Origin of the sequence: Tsukamurella pseudospumae, assembly GCF_001575205.1 — a bacterium.
Classification (GTDB): domain Bacteria; phylum Actinomycetota; class Actinomycetes; order Mycobacteriales; family Mycobacteriaceae; genus Tsukamurella; species Tsukamurella pseudospumae.
In genome coordinates this window covers 136,767-160,321 of sequence record NZ_LSRE01000001.1, presented here as the reverse complement: position 1 = coordinate 160,321, position 23,555 = coordinate 136,767, and the positions used below count along the sequence as shown (strand labels likewise).

The 23,555-nt window shown below is 71.2% G+C and carries 23 protein-coding genes; 13 read left to right on the top strand and 10 right to left on the bottom strand.

The window, feature by feature from the left end; genetic code table 11:
• Positions 1–4: 4 nt before the first annotated feature.
• Positions 5–1,024 carry a YncE family protein gene (locus tag AXK61_RS00765; protein ID WP_068569554.1) on the bottom strand — a complete coding sequence of 340 codons (1,020 nt, stop codon included), beginning with the start codon at positions 1,022–1,024 and terminating at the stop codon, positions 5–7.
• Positions 1,025–1,087: 63 nt separating this feature from the next.
• Between AXK61_RS00765 and AXK61_RS00760 the strand changes: the two genes are divergently transcribed.
• Entirely contained in the window at positions 1,088–1,933 is an 846-nt protein-coding gene (locus tag AXK61_RS00760; RefSeq protein ID WP_068569555.1) for an undecaprenyl-diphosphate phosphatase, read from the top strand.
• Here the strand turns inward: AXK61_RS00760 and AXK61_RS00755 are convergent.
• Positions 1,920–2,783, bottom strand: coding sequence for a LysR family transcriptional regulator (locus AXK61_RS00755; protein ID WP_068569556.1), 864 nt, complete (start codon positions 2,781–2,783; stop codon positions 1,920–1,922). The genes AXK61_RS00760 and AXK61_RS00755 overlap by 14 nt on opposite strands.
• 71 nt (positions 2,784–2,854) lie before the next feature.
• Between AXK61_RS00755 and dapA the strand changes: the two genes are divergently transcribed.
• Positions 2,855–3,751 (top strand): 4-hydroxy-tetrahydrodipicolinate synthase, encoded by an 897-nt coding sequence (dapA, locus tag AXK61_RS00750; RefSeq protein WP_068569557.1) that lies wholly within the window; start codon positions 2,855–2,857, stop codon positions 3,749–3,751.
• Positions 3,752–3,817: 66 nt separating this feature from the next.
• Complete coding sequence (locus AXK61_RS00745; RefSeq protein ID WP_231855352.1) at positions 3,818–4,885, top strand: alpha/beta hydrolase; 1,068 nt, start codon at positions 3,818–3,820, stop codon at positions 4,883–4,885.
• A 21-nt stretch (positions 4,886–4,906) separates the two neighbouring features.
• Here AXK61_RS00745 and AXK61_RS00740 read toward each other — a convergent pair whose 3' ends face one another.
• Complete coding sequence (locus tag AXK61_RS00740; protein ID WP_175399918.1) at positions 4,907–6,514, bottom strand: DUF4153 domain-containing protein; 1,608 nt, start codon at positions 6,512–6,514, stop codon at positions 4,907–4,909.
• A gap of 97 nt (positions 6,515–6,611) precedes the next feature.
• On the opposite strand from AXK61_RS00740, the gene AXK61_RS00735 reads away from it, so the two are divergent.
• The 3 genes from AXK61_RS00735 to AXK61_RS00725 are packed head-to-tail and all read left to right on the top strand — an operon-like array spanning position 6,612 to position 8,644.
• Positions 6,612–7,271, top strand: a complete 660-nt coding sequence (locus tag AXK61_RS00735; protein WP_068569559.1) for an MSMEG_4193 family putative phosphomutase — start codon at positions 6,612–6,614, stop codon at positions 7,269–7,271.
• Positions 7,268–7,861 carry a DUF3090 domain-containing protein gene (locus AXK61_RS00730; protein ID WP_068743281.1) on the top strand — a complete coding sequence of 198 codons (594 nt, stop codon included), beginning with the start codon at positions 7,268–7,270 and terminating at the stop codon, positions 7,859–7,861. Before AXK61_RS00735 ends, AXK61_RS00730 begins: the two co-directional genes overlap by 4 nt.
• Positions 7,862–8,644 carry an SCO1664 family protein gene (locus AXK61_RS00725; RefSeq protein ID WP_231855350.1) on the top strand — a complete coding sequence of 261 codons (783 nt, stop codon included), beginning with the start codon at positions 7,862–7,864 and terminating at the stop codon, positions 8,642–8,644.
• Positions 8,645–8,654: 10 nt separating this feature from the next.
• On the opposite strand, the gene AXK61_RS00720 is transcribed toward AXK61_RS00725, so the two are convergent.
• From AXK61_RS00720 to AXK61_RS00710, 3 genes are read right to left on the bottom strand one after another with little or no spacing between them, the layout of a single operon-like run.
• Positions 8,655–8,840 (bottom strand): hypothetical protein, encoded by a 186-nt coding sequence (locus AXK61_RS00720; RefSeq protein ID WP_068569943.1) that lies wholly within the window; start codon positions 8,838–8,840, stop codon positions 8,655–8,657.
• Complete coding sequence (locus AXK61_RS00715; RefSeq protein ID WP_068569561.1) at positions 8,837–9,703, bottom strand: MbnB/TglH/ChrH family RiPP precursor modification enzyme; 867 nt, start codon at positions 9,701–9,703, stop codon at positions 8,837–8,839. The genes AXK61_RS00720 and AXK61_RS00715 overlap by 4 nt, the downstream gene beginning before the upstream one ends.
• Complete coding sequence (locus tag AXK61_RS00710; RefSeq protein ID WP_139057721.1) at positions 9,700–10,644, bottom strand: TIGR04222 domain-containing membrane protein; 945 nt, start codon at positions 10,642–10,644, stop codon at positions 9,700–9,702. The genes AXK61_RS00715 and AXK61_RS00710 overlap by 4 nt, the downstream gene beginning before the upstream one ends.
• A 418-nt stretch (positions 10,645–11,062) precedes the next feature.
• Between AXK61_RS00710 and mshC the strand changes: the two genes are divergently transcribed.
• Together mshC and AXK61_RS00700 are read left to right on the top strand one after the other, a co-directional pair.
• Positions 11,063–12,307 carry a cysteine--1-D-myo-inosityl 2-amino-2-deoxy-alpha-D-glucopyranoside ligase gene (mshC, locus tag AXK61_RS00705; RefSeq protein WP_068569563.1) on the top strand — a complete coding sequence of 415 codons (1,245 nt, stop codon included), beginning with the start codon at positions 11,063–11,065 and terminating at the stop codon, positions 12,305–12,307.
• Positions 12,308–12,332: 25 nt separating this feature from the next.
• A complete protein-coding gene (locus tag AXK61_RS00700; RefSeq protein ID WP_068569564.1) occupies positions 12,333–12,644 on the top strand; it encodes a hypothetical protein in 312 nt (103 codons plus the stop codon).
• Positions 12,645–12,669: 25 nt separating this feature from the next.
• On the opposite strand, the gene AXK61_RS00695 is transcribed toward AXK61_RS00700, so the two are convergent.
• Positions 12,670–13,524, bottom strand: a complete 855-nt coding sequence (locus AXK61_RS00695) for a PAC2 family protein (RefSeq protein WP_231855342.1) — start codon at positions 13,522–13,524, stop codon at positions 12,670–12,672.
• Positions 13,525–13,585: 61 nt separating this feature from the next.
• On the opposite strand from AXK61_RS00695, the gene metH reads away from it, so the two are divergent.
• Together metH and AXK61_RS24680 are read left to right on the top strand one after the other, a co-directional pair.
• Entirely contained in the window at positions 13,586–17,191 is a 3,606-nt protein-coding gene (gene metH, locus AXK61_RS00690) for a methionine synthase (protein WP_068743279.1), read from the top strand.
• Between the two features lie 11 nt (positions 17,192–17,202).
• Entirely contained in the window at positions 17,203–17,379 is a 177-nt protein-coding gene (locus tag AXK61_RS24680; protein WP_156485512.1) for a hypothetical protein, read from the top strand.
• On the opposite strand, the gene AXK61_RS00685 is transcribed toward AXK61_RS24680, so the two are convergent.
• Together AXK61_RS00685 and AXK61_RS00680 are read right to left on the bottom strand one after the other, a co-directional pair.
• Positions 17,373–17,912: a Uma2 family endonuclease gene (locus tag AXK61_RS00685; protein ID WP_068743277.1), complete on the bottom strand. Its 540-nt coding sequence runs from the start codon at positions 17,910–17,912 to the stop codon at positions 17,373–17,375. The two genes, AXK61_RS24680 and AXK61_RS00685, sit on opposite strands and share 7 nt — an antisense overlap.
• A gap of 33 nt (positions 17,913–17,945) precedes the next feature.
• Positions 17,946–19,658, bottom strand: coding sequence for a bifunctional metallophosphatase/5'-nucleotidase (locus tag AXK61_RS00680; protein WP_068569571.1), 1,713 nt, complete (start codon positions 19,656–19,658; stop codon positions 17,946–17,948).
• 84 nt (positions 19,659–19,742) lie between these two features.
• Here AXK61_RS00680 and AXK61_RS00675 point away from each other — a divergent pair, with 84 nt between their 5' ends.
• Both AXK61_RS00675 and AXK61_RS00670 read left to right on the top strand, forming a co-directional pair.
• Positions 19,743–20,393, top strand: a complete 651-nt coding sequence (locus AXK61_RS00675; RefSeq protein ID WP_068569573.1) for an HAD family hydrolase — start codon at positions 19,743–19,745, stop codon at positions 20,391–20,393.
• 43 nt (positions 20,394–20,436) lie between these two features.
• Positions 20,437–21,348, top strand: coding sequence for a glycoside hydrolase family 27 protein (locus AXK61_RS00670; protein WP_068569575.1), 912 nt, complete (start codon positions 20,437–20,439; stop codon positions 21,346–21,348).
• A 2-nt stretch (positions 21,349–21,350) separates the two neighbouring features.
• Here the strand turns inward: AXK61_RS00670 and AXK61_RS00665 are convergent, their stop codons facing one another.
• A complete protein-coding gene (locus tag AXK61_RS00665; protein WP_414929975.1) occupies positions 21,351–23,135 on the bottom strand; it encodes an alpha/beta hydrolase in 1,785 nt (594 codons plus the stop codon).
• A gap of 138 nt (positions 23,136–23,273) precedes the next feature.
• Between AXK61_RS00665 and AXK61_RS00660 the strand changes: the two genes are divergently transcribed.
• Positions 23,274–23,537, top strand: a complete 264-nt coding sequence (locus AXK61_RS00660) for a phosphoribosyl-ATP diphosphatase (protein ID WP_068569578.1) — start codon at positions 23,274–23,276, stop codon at positions 23,535–23,537.
• The last annotated feature ends 18 nt before the right edge of the window (positions 23,538–23,555 follow it).

Sequence of the window (23,555 nt, the reverse complement as noted above, 5' to 3'; positions counted from 1 at the left end):
TTCCCTATCGCGTCGGGATCGCCTGGATGCCGCCGCCGGTGGCCGACTGCACGTACAAGGTCCCCGTCTTCGCGTCGACGGCGATCGCGTTGGGCTGGCGCACCGTCGGGAACAGCTTGCGCTGCTCGGGGATGCCGGTGCCGAGCGCGTACCCGACCACCTGGTTCGTCGCGGTGCGGGTGATCCACATCAGCTTGTCGGTCGCGTCGTAGTCGACGGCCCACGGAGAGCCCGTCTCCGGGTACAGGAAGCGCTCCATCAGCGGCGCGGCCGTGTACCCGATGATCTGGTTCTTCCCCGTGTCCACGGCGAAGACCCGGCCGTCCGGCGTGATCGTCGCGTTGGTGACGCCGCGGCCCACCCGCAGTCCCTTGCCGATCTTCCCGCCCGCCACGTCGACGGTGGTGATGGAGGACTGCAGTCGGTCGACGACCACCACGTCGGAGCCGTCGGCGAGGACTCGGCTCGCCTCGACCGGGCCGGAGATCCGGCGGGGCTGGTCCGATACGCGCAGGACGACGATGTCGCCCTTCGCGGTCCCCGCGAGCCCCCAGACGCTCTCGGCGTCCCCGGACTTGCCGCCGTAGAGGGAGACCGTGAGCGCGCCGCCTTCGATGCGTTGCGTATACCCCTTGTCGCCGGTGATCGTCATGACGCCGTTGTCCGTGGCCACGAGGAAGTCGCCGTAGGGTTGCTCTCCCCAGCTCGGTACGACCTGGTGGGTCCTTGCTCCGGCGTCGATCCGTGCGACCTCCTTGAGCCCGCCGTCGACGGTGTACAGCACCACGTCGTTGCCGACCAGCGTCGCGAGCCGCCGGCTCTTCGCGTCGAAGGCCAGTCCCTCACCGGCGCCGGACGGGGTCACCGTGCCGGCGGGCGGCACCGTCGGCTCCGGCGCGACGGCCGCCTGCGCCGGGACGATCGTGGGGCGACTCTCCCGCGAGGGGGTCGTCGAGCACCCGGCCAGGGCGACCGCGGCGACGACGGTGAGGGCGGCGATTCGGGACGCGAATGTGCGGGTCATGATCCCTCGAAGCTACCGCGCCCGGCCGATCACCGGTCCGCCCGGTAGCCTGCCCCGGTGGACATGACGTGGTTGCAGGCGATCGTGCTCGGTGTGGTGCAGGGGCTGACGGAGTTCCTCCCCGTCTCGTCCTCGGGGCATTTGCGGATCGTGTCGGGGATCTGGTTCGGCGACGACGCGGGCGCGTCGTTCACCGCGGTCACGCAGCTCGGCACGGAGCTGGCGGTGCTGATCTACTTCGCCCGGGACATCTATCGGATCGTCGTGGCGTGGTTCCGCGGCCTGTTCGACAAAGCGGCGCGCGGCGTCGACTACCGGATCGGCTGGTACGTGATCATCGGCACGATCCCGATCGGCGTGTTGGGCTATCTGCTCAAGGACGAGATCCGGACCGCGGCGCGCAACCTGTACCTGGTGGCGACCATGCTCATCGTGTTCTCGGTGGTCATCTTCGCGGCGGAGTGGGTGAGCTCGAAGTACTTCGCGAACCGGCAGCGGCCGCTGGAGCAGGTCACCGCCCGCGACGGCATCCTCATGGGCCTCGCTCAGTGCCTGGCGCTGATCCCCGGCGTCTCCCGCTCCGGCGCGACGTCGAGCGCGGGCCTGTTCCTCGGGCTCAAGCGCGAGGCGGCCGTGCGGCTGTCGTTCCTGCTCGCGATCCCGGCGGTCACCGCGTCCGGCCTGTTCAGCCTGAAGGACGCCTTCGAGCCCGCCGGGGAGGGGCTGCACGCCTCGGGCCCGCAGTTGCTGGTCGCGACGGTGATCGCCTTCGTCATCGGCTACGCCGCGATCGCCTGGCTGCTCAACTTCGTCGCCAAGCACTCGCTGAACTGGTTCGTCGGCTACCGGATCCTCGTGGGCGTGCTCGTGCTCGGCCTGCTGTGGGGCGGCGTGATCAGCGCGACCTGAGCGCCCGTCGCGCGGCCCCGATGAGCGGGTCGCGCGCCGCGCCGCGCCGGTAGGCGAGCGCGGTGTGCCGGACCACCTCGAGCGGCTCGAGCAGCACGTCCGCGGGGACGTCGACGGCAGCGAGGTCGGGGATCACGGCCACGCCCTGGCCGGCGGCGACGAGCGCGAGGACGGCCGGGAAGTCGTCCGTGCGGTGCCGCACCCGCGGCGTGAACCCGGCGTTCTCACAGGTCCGGACGGTGGCCTCGTCGCACATCGTGCCGACCGTGCCGGAGATCCAACGCTCCTCGGCGCAGTCGGCCAGCGTCCGCGGACGGTCGCGGTGGACGGCCAGGTGGACGGCCTCGTCGAACAGCGGCTCGGTGTCGAGCGAAGGGTCGGTGCGCGCGGGCAGGCAGTCGTAGCGCTGCAGGAGCGCGACGTCGAGTCGCCGGGACCGCAGTTCCTCGGGAGCGGTCGCCGGGTCGATCTCCGTCACGCGCACGCGCAGCAGGGGATGGTCGCGGGACAGGCGCAGGAGTGCGGGCGTCACGACGGTGCGCATCGCCGAGCCGAAGGCGCCGATCCGCAGTTCCCCGGTGACCTCCGTGCTCAGGGCGTCGAGGTCGGCCCGGGCCCGCTCGAGGCGCTCGAGGATCGCGTCGGCGTGCCCGACGAGCACCCGACCCGCCTCGGTGAGCCGCACGCTGCGCCCGGTGCGCTCCAGCAGCGGCCGCCCGGCCTCGCGCTCCAGGGTCGCGAGCTGCTGAGATACCGCCGACGGCGTGTAGTCGAGCGCCTGCGCCACCGCGGCGATGGTGCCGCGCTCGGCGAGCTCGCGGAGCAGGCGCAGACGATGGACATCGAGCATCAGTTCACCTTACGCTCGACATCGCGGAATCGCGCTGGACCTTCCGCTCGGCATGCCGGAACCTGATAGCCATGCAGCTCACCGGCCTCCACGTCCCCCTTGTCACGCCGTTCGCGGCGGACGGCACCGTCGACCTCGTTTCGCTCGAGCGCCTCGCGCACGACACCCTCGCCGACGGGGCCGACGGCCTCGTCGCCCTCGGCACGACCGGCGAGCCCGCGACGCTCACCGACCTCGAGCGGACGGCCGTCGTCGACCTGATCGGCGGGGTCTGCGCCGAGCACCGCGCCGTCTTCACCGTCGGCGTGGGGACCAACGCCACGGAGGGCACCGTCGAAGCCCTCCACGGCGTCCACCCACGCGCCGACCTCGCGCTGGTCGTCGTGCCCTACTACACGCGGCCGTCCGAGCCGGGCGTCGTCGAGCACTACCGGCGGATCGCGGGGGAGAGCCCCGTGCCCGTGATCGTCTACGACATCCCGCAGCGCACGGGTCGATCGCTCTCGCTGGAGACGCTGCTGAGGCTCGCCGAGCTCGACGGGGTGGCCGGATTCAAGCACGCCGTCGGCGGCGTCACGGACACGACGGTGCGCCTCCTCGCCGAGACCGGAGCGGGGCTGCCCGCCGGCGTGTCGGTGCTGGCGGGCGATGACCCGTTCGTCGGCGCGATCCTCGCGCTGGGCGGGCACGGCGCGATCTCGGCCGGCGCGAATGTCGCGGCGGGGGAGTTCGCCGCACTGGTCGCCGCGTGGCGCGAGCACCGGATCGAGGAGGCCCGGGTCCTCGGCGGCGCGCTCGCCGGCCTCGCGACCGCGCTGTTCGCCGAGCCGAACCCGACCGTGATCAAGGGCGTCCTCGCCGCGCAGGGCCGCATCGCGACGCCCGCCGTACGCCTGCCGCTGCTGCCCGCGTCCGACGGTGCCGTGGCCGCGGCGGCAGCCCTCGCCCGGGCCGCAGTGACCGCGTAGGCGGCGCGCTCGGCCCCCGCGCGTTCTACGCTGGTGACGATCACAGGTCCGTTGGGGGAGGTAACGATGTTCGGTCGTAGATGCGCGGCGATCGCGGCGGCGACGGTCCTGACCCTCGTCGCGGGGTGCTCGCCGACCGGCGCTCCGGCGACGTCGCCGAGCAGCTCGTCGGCGGCGCAGGCGTGGGTCGACGACGAGGTCACGTTCGACAGCGGCGGCGTGACGATCCACGGCACGCTCCACCGCCCGGCGTCCGGGGCTCCCGTGCCTGCGGCGCTCCTCATCGCCGGCAGCGGCCCGACCGACCGGGACGGCAACTCCCGGCTGCTCCCGGGCGCCGTGAACACCCTGAAGTCGGTGGCGGACAAGCTCTCCGCCGCCGGTACGGCCAGTCTGCGGTACGACAAGCTGGGCTCCGGGGCGACGGGGATCGGGAAGTACGCCGCGGATCCGGCGGCGATCGACGCCGAGGTCTTCTCCACCGAGGCGCGCGACGCCCTCGCCTTCCTCGCGTCCCGGCCGTCCGTCGACCGGGACCGCCTGTCCGCGTACGGCCACAGCGAGGGCGCGCTGTTCGCGCTCCAGCTCGCCACGTCGACGACGGGACCGTCCGTGAAGGCGCTGGGGATGCTGGAGCCGCTCAGCGTCCGCTACCTCGACCTGCTCTCCCGGCAGATCACCGACCAGGTGACCACGGCCGAGAAGGCGGGCCAGGTCCCGCAGGCCGACGGTGACGCGCTGCTCGCCGCCCTGGCCACGACGATCGCGCAGGTCCGCGCCGGCGGGACGGTGCCCGCCGACCTCCCGGCCTCCTTGAAGTCCACGTTCAACGCGAGCACCGCGCAGTTCCTGCAGCAGCTGGACCGCATTGACCCGCCGGAGCTCGCGCGCACCCTGCCCGCCCGTTATCCGGTACTGCTGACCTGCAGCGACGCGGACATCCAGGTCAGCTGCGCCGACGTCGACCACCTGGCCACGGGCCTGACCGCGGCCGACCTCACGTACGTCCACCTCACCGGCGTCTCGCACGTACTCAAGCAGGACCCGAGCCGCGCACCGTCGAACTACGGGGCGGACCTGCCCTTCTCCCCGCAGGCGGGAACCGCGATCACCGAGTTCGCCCGCACGCACTGACCGCGTCCCCGCCCGGTCGGGTCAGCGGGTCTGCCCGTCCCGGTTCGGGTTGCACTCCTGCTGGTAGAGCCTGCTGTCCAGGTGGACGTCGCGGGCGCGGTCGCGCCCGAGGTTCCACTCGATCCACGACGCGTCCCGTGGACCCTGCTGCACCGAGCACTGCGCGACATCGAGCGGGAGCCGCGCGATCGCCGCACGGGCGTCGGGGCCGAGGGTGGCGAGGTACGCGGTGTCGACCTTGCCGGTGTCCTCGAACCGTTGGACGTTGTGCTCGGCGATCCAGGCCTCGGGGTTCATCCAGCCGAGCCCGATCACCACGAACGCGGCCGACGCCAGCGCCGCCCGCGGCAGTTGTCCGACGCGACGCAGGGCCACGCACGCGATCGTGAGCAGCAGGAGCAGCCCCATCCACAGCTCGAACGCGTCGACGACGAGCCGCAGCGTCGTGAAGCCGTAGGCCTGCTGGTAGACGTGCATCCGGTACAGCGCCGACACGACGACGACGAGGGCGAGCGCGCACAACGACCCCAGGGCGCCCGCCAGAGCGGCCAGGTCGGACTTCGACTCCCGCGGCGCGGCCCACCAGACGAACGCGACGGTGAGGAGCGCCAGGAGCGTCGCGACGGTGAGTTGGCCGAAGCCCTTGTGCACCGACTCGGCGTAGGTGACGCCCGCGGTGCGCTGCACGTAATCGTGCCCGGCCCACATCGTGGTGGCTTGGGCTGCGACGAAGCCGGCGAACATCGCGATCACCACGCCCAGCGGGGCGAGCCATTCGAACCGCCGGACGGTCCGCGACGGTCCGGCGGGGATCCCGGGCGCGTGCACGGGGCGCGGCGGGTTGATCGCCGTGTACAGCGTGCCCAGCGCCAGCGCGCCGATCGCCGCCGCGACCAGCACTCGGAGGACGACGGAGCCACCGTCGAACGTGGGTATCAGGGCCTGGACCCAGGACCCGAACACGGCGTCGCCGGTGGCGAACAGTGCTCCGAACACCAGCAGCGCCACCACGCACAGCGCGGCGGTCCGCACCACCGGCCACCCGACGGGCAGGGACCGCACGGTCCCGGCGGTGCGCCGCGCCCACGGCGTCGCGCGCAGGAGCGACAGCGGCCACGTCACCGCGGCCGTGAGCAGGTCGAGGACCGTCCTCCCCGCGGAGAGCGCGGAGAACGCCAGCGGCACGAGCACGAGCAGCATCAGCGCGGTCAGCCAGCCCGCCGCGCGCAGCACCATGAGCGAGACCAGCGCCGTGCCGAGCGCGGCGACCAGCCAGGTGTAGGGCGACGCCCGGTGCCGCGAGATCCCCAGCGGTACCAGGAGCAGGGCGGCCACCACGATGAGTCCCGCCAGCGACACCGCGTAGTGGTACGGCAGGATCACCGCCGCCACGACGCCGATCGCCGCCGCCGCGCCCAGCAGCGCGGGCCGCGGCGTGAGGTCCTTCTCGGGCCAGAATCCGCCGAACATGAAGTCGGTGCCGGACGGCGGAGCGACGGGCGGCCCGTACAGCCGGGGCGCCTCCCCGGGCCGGAGCGGCGGGATGGGTGCCTGCAGGGGACGTTCGACGGGCGTGCGCGACGGTGACCAGGGGCCGTGCGGGCCCGACGGGGACGGGGGAAGTGTCATCGATCCTCCTTCGACGATGCGCATCGCACGGTATGCACGACGGTGCGCGGAACACTTTCAAATAGCGTACGTGGCGGCCGCGCATAGACTCGGGAGCATGACCGTGATCCTGCTCCGCCACGGCCGCTCGACCGCGAACACCTCCGGTGTGCTCGCGGGGCGCGGCGAGGGCGTGGCGCTGGACGAGACGGGCCGCTCGCAGGCCGCCGATCTCGTCGGCCGCCTCGCCGATGTCGACATCGTGGCCGCCGTTCGCTCGCCGCTCCTGCGCTGCGAGCAGACCCTCGCGCCGCTCGCCGCCGCGCACGGCGTCACGCCGGAGGTGGACGGGCGGCTCGTCGAGGTCGATTACGGCGCCTGGACGGGGCGCGCCATCAAGGACCTGCTGCAGGAGCCCCTGTGGAAGACCGTCCAGGAGCAGCCCTCGGCCGCCGTCTTCCCCGACGGGGAGGGACTCGCCGACGTCCAGGCGCGCGCGGTCGCGGCGGTGCGCGAGGCGGACCGCCGGTACACCGAGCAGTACGGACCGGGCGCCGTGTGGGTGGCGTGCAGCCACGGAGACGTCATCAAGGCGGTCATCGCCGACGCGCTGGGCACGCACCTCGACCAGTTCCAGCGCATCTTCGTCGCACCGGCCTCGGTGTCGATCGTCACCTACGGTCCGAACCGCCCGCTGGTGCAGTGCGTGAACTCGTCCGGTAGCGTCGCGCTGCCGAAACGTCCAGCTGAGGAGGCAACCGTGGGAGGCGAGGCATGAGTCGCTCCGTCCACGTTTTCCGGACGCCCGACCGGTTCGTCGCGGGCACCGTCGGGCAGCCCGGCGACCGCGCGTTCTACCTACAGGCGGTACACGACTCGCGGATCGTCTCGGTACTGCTCGAGAAGCAGCAGGTCGAGGTCCTCGCCGAGCGCATCGCCGCGCTGCTGGACGAGGTCTCGCGCCGTTTCGGCATGGAGATGCCGCCTGCGGGCACGCCCGTCTCCGACCTGCAGCCGCTCGTGATGCCCGTCGATCCCGAGTTCCGGGTGGGCACCATGGGGCTGGGCTGGGACTCCGAGGAGCGGGCGGTCGTGATCGAGCTGCTCGCGATCACGGAGCAGGAACTCGACGAGTCCGTGGTGCTCGCGGACGACGCCGAGGAGGGCCCGGACGCGGTCCGGGTGTTCCTCACCCCGAAGGCCGCGCGGGAGTTCGCGAACCGTTCGGAGAAGGTGCTCGGGGCGGGCCGTCCGGCGTGCCCGCTGTGCGGCGAGCCGTTGGACGCCGACGGCCACATGTGCGTGCGCCTCAACGGCTACCGGCGCGGCGCGGCGTTCGGCAGCGGCACCGATGACGAGGACCAGTAGGTGGATCTCACGGTGGACCTCGAGACCGCCGACCTGAAGATCCTGGGCCGCATCACCAGCGCGTCCAACGCCACCCTGTTGTGCGAGCTCGGCGACACGGGTGAGCGCGCCGTGTACAAGCCGGTCCGCGGCGAGGTGCCGCTGTGGGACTTCCCCGACGGCACGCTGGCCGGCCGCGAGGTCGCCTCCTACCGCGTGTCCGAGGCTCTGGGCTGGGGTCTCATCCCCGAGACCGTCCTGCGCGACGGGCCGCTCGGCACGGGGATGGTGCAGCGCTGGGTCGACGAGCCCGACGCGGAGGACGGCCCGGACCTCGTCGACCTGTTCCCACTGGACGGCGTGCCCGAGGGCTACCTGAAGGTGTTCACTGGCTACGTGGAGGACGAGGACGCCCCGGACGGTATCGCGGAGGTGGCGCTGGCCCACGCCGACGATCCGCGCCTGCGCCGGCTCGCGGTCCTGGACGTCATCATCAACAACGCCGACCGCAAGGGCGGCCACGTCCTCCTCGGGCCGGACGGCCGGGTGCAGGGCGTCGACCACGGCATCTGCCTGCACAGCGCTCCCAAGCTGCGCACGGTCCTGTGGGGCTGGGCCGGGCGCCTCGTGCCCGACGAGCTGCTCGCCGACCTCGAGGCCTTCCGCGCCGCGCCTCCCGACCTCGCGGGCCTCATCACCGACGAGGAGCAGGCGGCCCTCGTCGAGCGCGCGGCCGAGCTGATCGATCTGGGCGCCATGCCCCTGCCGACGCCCAGCCGGCCGATTCCCTGGCCCCCGTTCTGACCGGTCCGGGTCAGCGGCGGGGCCTGCGCCACCAGCGCCGACGGTGCGCCGTCTCCGCGTGTCCGGCATGGGCGTCGCGTTTGTGCCGGCACACCGCGCCCGCCGCCGCGACCTCGTCGGGATCGAACCCGTCGGGCACGGGCCCACCGTCGACCAGGGCCCGGACCAGGGCCTCCTGACGCTCCCGCAGGCTCATGACCACACCTTCCTCGCATCGTCGGTGATCGGCGCGCACCCCGCCGCGCCGGCGATGGCATCGAGCTCGTCGAACAGCTCCGCGGCCGGCGGGTACCGTCCGTCCCGCTCGAGCATGAACGGGACCTCGGCGCGCTCCCGCAGCGCCGTGACCAGTTCCAGCACACCGCGATTCACCGGGTCGGTGTGCGTGTCGTGGTACCGGCCGCCGCCCTCGGATCCGCCCGCGACGTGGCTGTACGCGATGCGGTCGACGGGGAGCCGCGCCAGCTCGCCGAGCGGGTCCAGCCCGCGGTTGCGGGCGTTGGCGTAGACGTTCGCGACGTCCAGGACAAGGAGGGCGCCGGTCCGCTCCAGCAACTCCGCGAGGAACTGTCCCTCGGAGTACTCGTCCTCGGGCCAGCGCAGGAACGCCGCGATGTTCTCGACCGCCAGCGGCACCGGCAGCGCGTCCTGCATGCGGGTGATGTTGCGCACCAGCACGTCCAGCGCTTCGCGGGTGCGGGGCACCGGCAGTAGATGACCCGCCTCGATGCCACCCGCGCGGACGAAGGCGATGTGCTCGCTGACGAGGGGAGCGCCGAAGGCCTCCGCGCAGGCGGTCAGCCGGTGCACCCGGTCGGGCTCCAGTTCGTCGACCCCGCCGAGCGAGAGGGCCACGCCGTGCGGCACCAGCGGGACGCCGCGGTCGCGCAGGTCGGTCAGGAGCGGATCGGGGACGGCGCGCGTGCGCCGGATCGGCACCGATTCGGCGATCACCTCGCAGAAACCGGGCCGCAGGTCCGCGATGACGCCGGCGATCTCGCGGCGCCACCCCAGTCCGAGGTCGCCGAGGGCGGGAACGGTGCGTGTCACGGTGCTCATCCTCCGCACCCGCCGCAGCCGCCACAACCCCCGCACCCGCCGCAGCCTCCTCCGCCGCCTTCCCCGCCGCAGGACGCGCCTCCGCACGATCCGCCACCGTCGCCGGAGGCCTCAGCGCTCCCGGCCAGCTCGACCGACCCCGCGAAGGCATCGTCGAGCTGCCAGACCGCGGCGGTGCCGAAGAGCGCCACGGAGAGCCCGACGGCGGCCGCACCGTAGGTCGCGAACGACGGCCGGCGCGACGGCGCCAGGTAGTCGAACCGCTTCCGCTCGTCGGCGACGAGCCGATTCCCCGCACGCGTCTCAGGGGAGACGGTCCACAGGTGCGGCAGGACGAACATCCCGAGGAGCATGGCGGGGACGACGATACCGGGGACCAGCATGGCGTCCTCGATGTCGCCGGAGGCGACCGCCCGGTACACGAGGAACACCCCTGCGGCCACCACGGCGGTGACGGGCGCGGCGCCGACCCGCATGCGCCACCGGACCTCCCCGGTCCGCCACAGCCCGCGCGCGGCGAGCGAGCTCTCCAGAGCCGCACGCTCCTCGTCGGTGTCCACCGTCAGCTCGTTCGCGGTGCGGGTGGGGTCGGCCACCAACCGAGTGAGGACGGCCCGGGTGAACGGGTCGGCGTGCGGGCCCAGCGGTCGCGCCGGGTCCGGTCGGCCGTCCGCGGTCACGTGCCCGCCGGCGCGCAGCATGCCGAGGGCTGCGACCACGGGCGCGCGCACGTCGCGCAGACGCGCCAGCTCGGGAGTCGTCAGGGGCGGACCGTCGACGGGCCGGACGTCCGCGAGCCGTCGCCAGATCACGGCGAGCACGATCCCGCCGGCCAGTAGCAGCTGGTACCAGCGCAGCTCCGCGGGGAAGAGGACGTCGGCGACGTCGCACAGGGTCTCGCCGTTGTCATCGGTGAATCGGATCGGGCAGTCTCCACGCATGGCGAACACCTCCTGGTGCGGATAGGGGATAGCACGCCCTCGCTGCTGAAGGCATGATCGGGAAGAAGGCGGAACGAGGAGAGCGGAGGGTCTCAGGACCGCCGGGCACGGACGGTGGACACCGATTCGGGTCCTCGCTCAAAACGGCTGGGGGACATCGTGTTCACCTCCGCGGGTAAAGGGTTGTTCACGTTCCGGCAAGCATGACCCGCGGTCTCGTCGAAGACCAGCGCTGCGAGGCAAGAGTTTGCTGAGAGTTCCTGTGGCACAGCGTTCGTGCTGCTCCAGCGCGGTGACGCTCCGCTCCGACCGGGTCCACCGACCGGGTGCACCGCTAGCATCGCGCGGCGACTCGGCCTACCGATCACAGGTTCCGGCCCGAAATCCACGTCGACGCACCGACGCATAGGGTGGAGGCATGCGTTCCTGGCCGACCCCCACCGTTCCCAGCGTGCCCGGACCGTCGGTCCCGCTGCGTCTCTACGACACCTCCGACGCGGCGGTGCGCCCGGTCAACCCCGGCGCGGTGGCGGGGATGTACGTGTGCGGCATCACGCCCTACGACGCAACCCACCTGGGTCACGCCGCCACGTACCTGGCGTTCGACCTGGTCAACCGGCTGCTGCGGGACAACGGCCACGACGTGCACTACGTGCAGAACATCACCGATGTGGACGATCCGCTGTTCGAGCGGGCGGATCGTGACGGCATCGACTGGCGCGACCTGGGCGCCCGCGAGATCGACCTGTTCCGGGAGGACATGGAGGCCCTCCGGGTCATCCCGCCGCGCGACTACATCGGCGCGGTGGAGTCGGTCGGCGAGGTCGTCGACTACGTCGGGAAGCTCCTGGACAACGGGTCCGCGTACATCGTGGACGATCCCGAGTTCCCGGACGTCTACTACCGCTCCGGTGCCACCGAGCAGTTCGGCTACGAGTCCGGCTACGACCGCGCCACGATGGAGAAGTTCTTCGCCGAACGCGGCGGCGATCCCGACCGTCCGGGCAAGCACGACAGCATCGACCCGATCCTGTGGCGCGCGGAGCGGCCGGGCGAGCCCTCGTGGCCCTCGCCGCAGGGGCCCGGCCGGCCCGGCTGGCACATCGAGTGCGCCGCGATCGCGGCGAACCGCCTCGGCGCGAGCTTCGACATCCAGGGCGGCGGCAGCGACCTGATCTTCCCGCACCACGAGTACTCGGCCGCGCACGTCGAGGCCGCCACGGGCGAGCGTCGCTTCGCCCGCCACTACGTGCACGCCGCGATGATCGGCCTGGACGGCGAGAAGATGTCCAAGAGCCGCGGGAACCTCGTCTTCGTCTCGAAGCTGCGGCGCGCGGGCGTCGACCCCGCCGCGATTCGGCTCGGTCTGTTCGAGGGGCACTACCGCCAGGACAGGCCGTGGTCCGACGCGGTGCTCGAGCGCGCGCTGGCGCGCTTGGACCTGTGGCGCCGGGCCTTCGCGGCACCGTCGGGCCCCGACGGTGCCGAGCTGATCGCCCGGGTCCGCCGGTACCTGGCGGACGACCTCGACACCCCGCACGCGCTCACCGCCATCGACGCGTGGGCCGAGAAGGCCCTCTCCACGGGCGGTCCGGACGCGGGCGCTCCGGCCGCCGTGGGGGCCGCCGTCGACGCGCTGCTCGGCGTACCTGCCACGGCCTGACGCCCCGACACGCTATATTTCGCCTGTGAGGACCGTCAGCGAGCTGGCCCCGGATCTGACCGAGGGCGTATGGACCGTGCAGACCCGCACGTCGACCTACGTGGTGGATCTGGCAGAGAAGACCCTGATGCGCGCCCCCGGGATCGGCGGCGACTCCGAGGACGAGCAGTGGAGCATCAGCGCGCTCCGGCGCGACTCGGAGGACATCCCGCTGCTCGGCATCAAGAGCTGCCGGGTGGGGGAGTCGGCCCAGTTCTGGGTGCGCGCCGCAGACGACCCGGACGTGCGGACCTGGCGCATCACCACGCCGGTCGTGTCGATCGAACGGATCGGCTAGCGCCGGGACGGATCCGCGGCGCCGATCACGGGCCCGTACCAGGATCGCGGCGCCGCAGGTACTTCTCGAACTCCTCGGCGAGCGCATCGGCGTCGATGTGCTGCTCGACGTCCTGGGCTTCGGCGTCACCCCGCTCCTCGAGCCCGCGGACGTACGCGGCCACGTCCTCGTCGTCCTCGGTCATCTCCGTCACGGAGGACTCCCAGGCCTCGGCCCGTTCGGGCAGGTCGCTCAGCGGCACCGCGAGATCCAGGACCTGCTCGACGCGCTGCAGCAGCGCGACGGTGGCCTTCGGGTTCGGAGGCTGCGAGACGTAGTGCGGCACCGCCGCCCACAGCGAGATCGCCGGGTACCCGGACCGCACGCACGCGTCCTGGAGGACCCCGGTGATCCCGGTGGGGCCCTCGTACCGGTTCTGCTCGAGCCCGAAGCGCTTCGCGGAGTCCGCGTCGTAGCCCGTCCCCGTGACCGGCACCGGACGGGTGTGCGGCGTGTCCGCGAGGAGGGAGCCGAGGATCACCACGCTGTCGATGTGCAGGTCCGCGAAGATCGTCAGCAGCTGCTCGCAGAACGCGCGCCAGCGGAAGTTCGGCTCGATGCCGCGGAGGAGGACCACGTCGCGGTCGGCCTTCGGCGGACGGCACACCGACAGCGTCGTCGACGGCCAGTCCACGGCCCGGGTCACCCCGTCGACCTGCTTGATGGTCGGCCGATTGACCTGGAAGTCGTAGAAGTCGTCGGAATCGACCTCGGTCAGCAGCGTCGCGTCCCAGGTCAACTCGAGATGCTCGACGGCGCCCGACGCGGCGTCGCCCGCGTCGTTCCAGCCCTCGAACGCCGCGATGAGCACCGGGCGGTCGAGGTTCGGTGGATAGATCACCGGGTCAGCGTACGCGCAGGCCCTGAAGATTCGATTTGCCCGCACCCACTACCCTGGGACTATGACCCGTACGCATCAGCAGCCGCTGCAGTCGACGTTCCTGGAGGCGGCGGAACGCCGTGTTCTCATAGGCGACGGTGCGATGGGCACGATGCTGCAGGCGGCCGAGCTGACCCTGGACGATTTCCTGGGGCTCGAGGGCTGCAACGAGATCCTCAACGACACTCGCCCGGACGTGCTCGAGGGCATCCACCGCGCGTACTTCGCCGCCGGCGCGGACGCGGTGGAGACGAACACCTTCGGCTGCAACCTGAGCAACCTCGGCGACTACGACATCGCCGACCGGATCCGGGAGCTGTCGTACAAGGGCGTCGCGATCGCCCGGAAGGTCGCGGACGAGTTCGCGGTCGACGGTGAGCCGCGGTTCGTGCTCGGTTCGATCGGCCCGGGCACCAAGCTGCCCACGCTGGGCCACACCTCGTTCGAGGTGATCCGGGACGCGTACGCGGAGGCCGCGCGGGGGATGCTCGACGGTGGCGCGGACGCCTTCCTCATCGAGACCTGCCAGGACATCCTGCAGTCCAAGGCCTCGGTGCTGGGCTGCCAGATCGCGATGACCGAGCTGGAGCGCCGTATTCCGATCATCGTGCACGTGACGGTGGAGACCACCGGCACCATGCTGCTCGGCTCCGAGATCGGGGCCGCGCTCACGGCGCTGGAGCCGCTGGGCATCGACATGATCGGCCTCAACTGCGCGACCGGCCCGGCCGAGATGAGCGAGCACCTGCGGTACCTGTCGCGGCATTCGAGCATCCCCGTGTCGGTCATGCCGAACGCCGGCCTGCCGGTGCTGGGCAAGAACGGCGCGGAGTACCCGCTGACACCGGAGGAGCTGGCGGAGGCGCTGTCGGGCTTCGTCGGCGAGTACGGCCTCGCGTTCGTGGGCGGCTGCTGCGGCACCACCCCCGAGCACATCCGGCAGGTCGCCGAGGCGGTGCGCACCACCGAGCAGGCCCGGCGGGCCCCGGAGTCGGAGAGTTCGATCAGCTCGCTGTACACGACGGTGCCGTTCGCGCAGGACAGCTCGATCCTGATGATCGCCGAGCGCACGAACTCCAACGGCTCCAAGGCCTTCCGTGATGCGATGCTCGCGGGCGATCACGACAAGTGCGTCGACATCGCCAAGGACCAGATCCGCGACGGCTCGCACATGCTGGACCTGAACGTGGACTACGTGGGCCGCGACGGTGCGCTGGACATGGCGGCGCTGGCCGCCCGCCTCGCGACGGCGTCCACGCTGCCGATCATGATCGACTCCACCGAGCCCGAGGTGATCAAGGCCGGCCTCGAGCACCTCGGCGGCCGGTGCGCCGTGAACTCGGTGAACTACGAGGACGGCGACGGTCCCGAGTCGCGGTTCACCAAGATCATGGAGCTGGTCAAGGCGCACGGTGCGGCCGTCGTGGCGCTGACCATCGACGAGGAGGGCCAGGCCCGCACCGCCGAGTGGAAGGTGCGGATCGCCGAGCGCCTCATCGCCGATCTCACCGACAACTGGGGCCTGGCGCTCGACGACATCATCATCGATCCGCTGGTGTTCCCCATCTCGACCGGCCAGGAGGAGGTCCGTCGGGACGCCCTCGAGACCATCGAGGCCGTGCGCATCCTGCACGCGAAGTACCCGACGCTGCACTTCACCGTCGGCCTGTCCAACGTGAGCTTCGGCCTGAATCCGGCGGCCCGGCAGGTCCTGAACTCGGTGTTCCTGCACGAGCTGACCGAGGCGGGGCTCGACTCGGCCATCCTGCACGCCTCGAAGATCCTGCCGATGAGCAAGATCGAGGACGTGCAGCGCGAGACCGCCCTCGACCTGGTCTACGACCGGCGGGGTCTCGACGGCGTGCAGTCCGAGGGTGACCCGGACTACCTGCCGCTGACCAAGCTGATGGCGCTGTACGAGGGCGTCTCCGCCGCGGGTGCGCGGGAATCCCGCGCGCAGGAACTGGCGAAGCTCCCACTGTTCGATCGTCTGGAGCGGCGCATCGTCGACGGTGAGCGCGAGGGCCTCGATGCGGACCTCGACGAAGCGCTGCTGACCAAGCCCGCGCTGTCGATCATCAACGACACCCTGCTGTCCGGCATGAAGACCGTGGGCGAGCTGTTCGGCTCCGGCCAGATGCAGCTGCCCTTCGTGCTGCAGTCCGCCGAGGTGATGAAGGCGGCCGTCGCGTACCTCGAGCCGCACATGGAGAAGGCCGATGACGACGCGGGCAAGGGCCGGATCGTGCTCGCCACCGTCAAGGGCGATGTGCACGACATCGGCAAGAACCTCGTCGACATCATCCTGAGCAACAACGGCTACGAGGTCGTCAACATCGGCATCAAGCAGCCGATCGCCGCCATCGTCGAGGCCGCGGAGGACAAGCACGCCGACGTCATCGGCATGTCCGGCCTGCTCGTGAAGTCCACCGTGGTGATGAAGGAGAACCTGCAGGAGCTCAACGCCCGCGGCCTGGGGGAGAAGTACCCCGTGCTGCTCGGTGGCGCGGCGCTCACGCGCGCCTACGTCGAGACGGACCTCGCGGAGGTCTACGACGGCGAGGTCAGCTACGCCCGCGACGCTTTCGAGGGGCTGCGGCTGATGGACGACATCATGTCGCTCAAGCGCGGCGAGGGCCCGGACCCGAACAGCCCCGAGGCGCTCGCCGCCGCGGAGAAGGTCCGCGAGCGCAAGGAGCGGCACGCCCGGAGCAAACGGATCGCGGAGAAGCGCAAAGCAGAAGCCGCGCCGGTCGTGGTGCCGGATCGCTCCGACGTGCCGCTCGACTTCGAGGTCGCGACCCCGCCGTTCTGGGGCACCCGCGTCGTCCGCGGCATCGCGGTGAGCGAGTTCGCGCCGCTGCTCGACGAGCGCGCCCTGTTCTTCGGGCAGTGGGGCCTGCGCGGCGCCCGCAAGGGTGAGGGCCCGTCGTACGAGGAACTGGTGGAGACCGAGGGCCGGCCCCGGCTGCGGTACTGGCTCGACAAGCTCAAGTCCGAGCACATCCTCGACCATGCCGCCGTGGTCTACGGCTACTTCCCGGCCGTGAGCCACGGCAACACCATCGACGTGCTCGAATCGCCGGATCCCGATGCGCCCGTGCGCTACTCGTTCGAGTTCCCGCGGCAGCAGCGCGGGCGGTTCCTCGCGATCTCGGACTTCATCCGCGACCGCGGCACGGCCCGCGAGCGCGGCGAGGTCGACGTACTGCCCTTCCAACTGGTCACGATGGGGCAGCCGATCGCCGATGCGGCGAACGAGCTGTTCGCAGCGAACAGCTACCGGGACTACCTGGAGCTGCACGGCATCGGTGTGCAGCTCACGGAGGCGCTTGCGGAGCGGTGGCACCAGCGCGTGCGGCAGGAGCTGATCCTGCCCGGCGGCCGGAAGGTCTCCGACACCGATCCCAACGCGGTCACAGACTTCTTCGACCTCAAGTACCTCGGTGCGCGGTACAGCTTCGGCTACGGCGCCTGCCCGGAACTCGAGGACCGGCGCAAGATGGTCGAGCTGCTCCAGCCCGAACGGATCGGCGTCGAGCTCTCCGAGGAACTGCAGCTGCACCCCGAGCAGTCCACCGACGCCTTCGTCCTCACCCACCCCGAGGCGAAGTACTTCAACACGTAGGCCTGCCGGGTATGGACGACTACAGGCTGCACCTGCAGGCCGGGGAGCCCGGCGAGCCCGCCTGGTTCTGGCGGCTCGACGATGCCGCCGGCCTGCAGATCGCGGCGGCGACGGCGGGGTCGCTCGACGGTGCCCTCGACGCGGTGAAGGCCGTGGTCTCCGCGCTGGGCCTGGACCTGCGTCAGTAGGTGAGGGCGGTGAGGTCGACGTCCAGGGCTGCGGGTACGTCGACGGCGATCCGGCCGGTCACCGTCGAGCCCTTGAATCTCCCGTCGACCAGCGCGAGCACCTCAGCGCTCTGTTCGTCGACGTCGACGATCCAGTAATGCGGGATCCCCGCGCGTGCGTACTCGTCTCGCTTGGTCACGCGGTCAACGCGGTGTGAGCTGGGCGAAAGGATCTCGATCACCAGGACCACGTCGGCGGCGGTGAGCGTGCCCGTCGATCCCGAATGACGCACGAGAACGTCGGGTTGCCGCACGGTCGGTGGTGCCGTGGCATCGAGGATCACGTCGATCTCGGTGGCAACGCGATACTCAGCCGGCAATTGGGCCTTCAGGACGTTCCGCAGTTCATGAACTGCGTCCGAATGTTCTTCCCTCGGACTCGGCGACACTTCCAGTAGCCCCCGGCACAGTTCCGCACGCCGCAGCGATTCGTCCTCCCCCAAGGCGAACCAGTCCTCCAGCGTGAGCAACGCGGGATTCGGTGCAGCGGTCATGGTGCCGATGTTACTGCGAAGCCCTGACAGCGACTACTGCTTGCGGACCCGGCTGGTCGGGGTCGGCAGGTTCGGGGTGGCCTGCAGGTACTTCTCCAGCGCGTCGAGGTCGATCCCGCCCACGGTGAGGTCCGTCGACTGGGTGAAGACGCTGAACCCGTCGCCGCCGGCGGCGAGGAAGTTGTTCGTGGTCACGCGGTACTTCGCAACGGTGTTGATCGGCTGATCACCGATCTTGACGCTGTCCCGCACCACCTTCCGGTTCGGGGCGCCGTTCGGGTCGTAGCTGTAGGTGATGCCCGACGGTGCCAGCACAGTCGCCTTGGCGGGGTTGCGCCACTGCTGCTCCAGGAGATCGATGATCTGCTGGCCGCTCAGGGAGACGGTCACGACCTGGTTGCCGAAGGGCTGCACGGTGTACGCGGCGCCGTAGGTGACATCGCCCCCCTTGAGGTCGGCGCGGACGCCGCCGGGATTCATCAGGGCGATCTGCCCGGCCGCCTCGTTCGGCGGCCGCGTGGTGAACAGCATCGCGTCGGCGATGACATCGCCGAGCGGCGAGTCTCCGCCGGGGAACGGATCGCGTTTGAGATCGGTGGGGATCGTCCCGATCACCCGGTCCGCGCGCGGCTTGGCCTCCTTCTCGTAGAACTCGACGAGGCGCTGGGTGGCGGCGTCGGCGGGGATGTCACGCCCGACGACGCGGTTGACCGCGGTGGCCTTCGCCGCGGGACCGTTGAAGTCGAGGGTGATGTCGGTGATCAGCCGGCCGTAGGACGCCGCCTGCGTGACGGTGCGGCCGTCGATCGTGCAGTTGTAGGCCTGGTGCGAGTGCGCCGTGACGATCGATGTGACGGCCGGGTCGATCGCCTTCGCGAGCTCGGGGACGGGGGAGGAGACGTCCTTGCACGCGTTCGGGTCCGCCTCGCCGGTGCCCTTCTGTGCGCCGCCGTCGTGCATCGTCGCGATGATCGCCTGTGCGCCCGCAGCCTCGATCTCGGGCACGTACTTGTTGATGGCCTCGGCCTCGTCGCCGAAGGTGTAGCCGCGCACGCCCTCCGGCGCGACGATGGTCGCGGTCTCGGGCGTCACGGTGCCGATCACGCCGATCTTCTTGCCCGCGACCTCGAACATCTTCCACGGGACGGTCCCGGGCGGCAGCTGGCCCTGCGTGTTGGTGACGTTCGCAGCGAGGTACTGGTACGCCGCGCCGGTGAACGGATCGCCGGGCTCGCAGCCCTGCGGCGCGCAGCCGCCCTTCTGCAGGCGCTCGAGCTCGATGGTGCCGTGATCGAACTCGTGGTTGCCCACTGACGACGCCTGCAGACCGACGGAGTTGAGGAACTTGATGGTCGGTTCGTCGCGGAACAACGCCGAGACCAACGGGCTGGCGCTGACCAGGTCGCCCGCGGCCACGGTGAGGTTGTCGGGGTACTGCTTCTTGAGGCGTTGCAGCGCGGTCGCGAAGTAGACGGCGCCGCCGGCGTCCTTGCCGCCGATCTTCCCGGTCGATCCGCTCGGCGGCTGCAGGTTGCCGTGGAAGTCGTTGAACGCCAGCAGGTGCACCTGTCCGGGCTTGGCCGCCGGCAGGTCGTCAGTGCCGGGCACCGTGAAACTCGCCTTCGCGCCGGACGACGCGGCAGCGGAGGACGACGGTGCCGCCTCGTTCCCCGACGTGCCGCAACTCGCGACCAGTGCGGCCGACGCGGTCAGGGCCAGGGCGGTGAGCAGCGTGCGATTGCGCATGCATCGCACTCAAACACAGAGATCCGTCGTTCGGGTGACGAATGAATTAACACCTCGGATGACCAGGCGCATAGGGTGCACGCCATGACCACCTCCTCCCTGCCGTCCGCGGTCCTGTTCGACATGGACGGCACCCTGCTCGATTCCGAGAAGCTGTGGGACATCGCGGTCGCGGAGTTCACCCGCACGCTGGGGTACGAGGTCACCCCGGAGCAGCGCGAGAGCACACTCGGCAACGCGACCGGCGACGCCCTGCGCAAGCTGTTCGACATCGCCGACGTCCCGGAGGCCGACCGCGACTACGCCGGCGCCGAGCGGTGGGTGTCGAACCGGGTGGTCGAACTGTTCGACGGTGGCATCCCGTGGCAGCCGGGCGCGCGCGAGGCGCTCGACCTGCTCGGCGCAGCGGAGGTCCCCCTCGTCCTCGTCACGAACACGATCCGCGAGGTCACCGAGCACGCCCTGGGCACCCTGGGCCGCGACCGGTTCGTGGCCACCGTCTGCGGCGACGAGATCCCGGCCCCCAAGCCCGCACCCGACCCCTACCTGCGCGGCGCCGAGCTGGCGGGTTTCGCATCGTCGGACTGCGTGGCGGTCGAGGACTCGCCGACCGGCGCACGGTCCGCCCTCGCGGCGGGCTGCAGGGTCCTGACCGTGGGGCCCGAGCCCGTCGCCGACGGTGCCGTGCACTTGGGCACGTTGGCCGGTGCGTCCCGCGAGACCTTCCGGCTGTAGTCCTGCCAGCCCGCGCGCAGCTTCGGCGGGTATCACTGCGAGTGTGAAGCGAACCCTCGCAGTACTGCTCCTTCTGGTCGCGGGCTGCGGCGCGCGACCAGCCCCACCGCGGCCGGCCTTCCCGCCGACCCTCGGCTGGGACAGCTGGAACCTCTACGGCTGCGCGGTCACCGAGGCCGAGGTCGAACACCAGGCGGACGCGCTCATCAGCAGCGGGCTCGCGGCCGCCGGCTACCGCACCGTCATCGTCGACGACTGCTGGTTCGCCCCGGACCGCACCCGGGACGGCTCACTCACGGCGAACCCGACGACCTTTCCGCACGGCATCGCAGCGCTCGCCGACAGGCTGCACGCGGAGGGCCTCACGCTCGGGATCTACGAATCCCCCGGGGACCGGACCTGCGCGCAGCAGTCCGGTGCTTACCCCGGCTCGACCGGCAGCGCCGGCCACGAGGCGCAGGATGCGCGGACCTTCGCCGCCTGGGGCGTCGACTACCTCAAATACGACTGGTGCGGCCCGGGCGTACCTGCCGAGATGCAGCGCGCCGCCTTCCGCCGGATGCGCGACGCGCTCGTAGCGACGGGGCGCCCCGTCACGTACGCGATCAACCCGAACAGCGGCGTCGCCGGGTCCGTGCCCGGTGCCACCGGAACCTGGGCGGGTATCGCCGACGCGGTCCGCGTCACCAACGACGTCGTCCCGACGTGGCGGACCGGCGCGCCCGCCACCGAGGACCAGGGCATCGCGGACGTCCTCGACCGCGTGCCGCCGGCCCCGGGCACCGTCCGGGACCTCGACATGCTGGTCGCGGGCCTTCCCGGCGTCACCGATGAACAGGGCCGCACCCAGATCGCCCGGTGGGCCGCACTGGGGTCGCCGCTCGTCCTCACCGCGGACGTCAGCGGCCTGTCGCCGGACCTGCTCGCTGCGCTGAAGGACGCCGCCCGCCGCTGAAGCTACTTCTCGGCACCGTCGATCGCGGCGCTGGCCATGACGGCCATCCGGACCCGCTCGGTGTCGGCCGGCGTCCACCCCGCGGGCGGGAGGACCGCGGCGAACGCGTCCACCACGGCGGTGCCGTAGTTGTGGCCGTGTCCGTCGGGAACCCCCGCGGCGTTCGCGAGGTCGGCCGATACCTGCCAGAACGTGACGAACGGGTACCACGCCATCGCCGAGCTGCGGTCCTTGCCCGGTGCCTCCTTGAGCCAATCCGGCTGGCGCAGCATGAGTTCCGGGGACCACCAGACCACCGGGTCGGACGGGTGCTGCACGTACACGACGTGCGGGGCCAGCCATTCCGCGCCACCGCTCCCCGCGAGCGACCGCCTGCCGTCGGTGAACCGGACGATCAGCCCGTCGGTGTAGGTGGGGAGTACCTCCGGGGTGCCGAGGTCACGCCGGTCGGAGATCGCGGAGTGGATCGGGTTGGCGCGCGGCGGCCCGATCCAGACGACACCGTCGACCTTGTCCCGGATGTCGGCGAGCCCGTTGAACGCGCCCTCGCCGGCGCGGGTACCGAGGCTCTCGCCCATGACCAGGACCTTGGGCCGCGCGGCCACGGGGCGAGCGCGCACGTCCGTGAGCACGGCGTCGATCAGCGCCTTACCGGACTGCAGCGAGGCCTCGCCGTCGGTGAGGAACGAGATCCAGCTGGGCAGGTACGAGTACTGCATGGCGACGAGAGCGACGTCGCCGTCGTACATGAGCTCCAGCGCCCGCGCCGCGGTCGGGTTGACCCACCCGGATCCGGTGGTGGGGATGATCACGACGTGGCCCTTGTCGAGGGCACCGGTCCGCGCGAGCTCCTGGTGCAGCATCGCGATGCGACGCTCCGGCGTCGGGGCGTTCTCGAGTCCGACGTAGACGCGGACCGGCTCGCTCACGGGCCGCGTGGTGAAGCGTCTCAGCGTTTCCGCACGCAGACCCCCGGTCGCGAACTTGCGGCCCTCGTTGCCGAGGCCGGACCACTGCGCGAGCGAACCCGGAGAGCCGGATCGCTGCGGGATCGTCGGCTGCGGGAAGCCTGCGACCTCCTCGTTGTTGGTGGTGGACGCGACGCGGTTGGCGACGGCCGTGAAGGCGCGGAAGCCGACGTCGTCGACCAGCAGGAAGGCCAGGAAGGCGATCCAGACGAAGCCGAACACCCGGGCGGCGGGCAGCGGGATGCGGAGGAAGCGGTTGGCTCGGCGACCGACCAGCAGCGCGAGGTCGCGCAGCACCCGGAAGATCGAGATCAGCAGCGCTGCAACGACGAAGGCCACGATCGGGGTGAGCAGGTACCAGAGGTTCGATCCGGGCGGCATGCCCATCAGGGCCCGCACGTCGTCCTGCCAGCGTTTCGCGGCGATCATCATCCACAGCCCACCGGCCAGGACGCCGAGCACGATCAGCGCCCGCCACACCGGCACCCAGCGCGCCCGCTTCGGATCGTCGCGGATCGGGTGCGAGCGCACCAGCAGGTCCACGACGACCCACTTGAGGAACACGCCGATCGCATAGCCGATCACGGCGTTGATGCCCGACACGATGCCCTGGAAGAACCAGGAACGGGGGAGCAGCGACACCGTCAAGCTGCTCATCAGGAACAGTCCGCCGACGAAGAGCCCGGCGAAGTCGAGGTGCAGCAGGCTCCATGCCCACGCAAGGAGCGGGTGCCGTCGGGCGAGATCGTCGTAGTTCTCGCGGAGGAACCGGTCCGGGTCGCGCGCGGCGCGGACGAGGCGCAGACGAGCGCGGATCAACGCGCGGGCGTAGCGGTACTGCGCGGAGCCCTTCGCCGGGGCGTCGGGACCATCCGTTCGGGGTGCCGACGGTGCCCCCTCCGCGGTCGCGCTGCCCTCCACACGGACCACTCTAGTTCGCGTGGGACAATGAGTCGTGTGAAGACCATGGAGACGTTGTTCGCGGAGTTGGCCGAGAAGGCCGAGGCGCGGCCCGCTGGGAGCGGGACCGTCGAGGCGCTGGACCGCGGCATCCATTTCCTGGGTAAGAAGGTGCTGGAAGAGGCGGGCGAGGTGTGGATCGCCGCCGAGCATCAGAGCGACGCGGACCTCGCCGAGGAGGCCTCGCAGCTGATGTACTGGCTGCAGGTGCTGCTCATCAAGCGCGGCCTGACGCTCGACGACGTCTACTCGTACCTCTGATCCCCCACCCCTGATCCT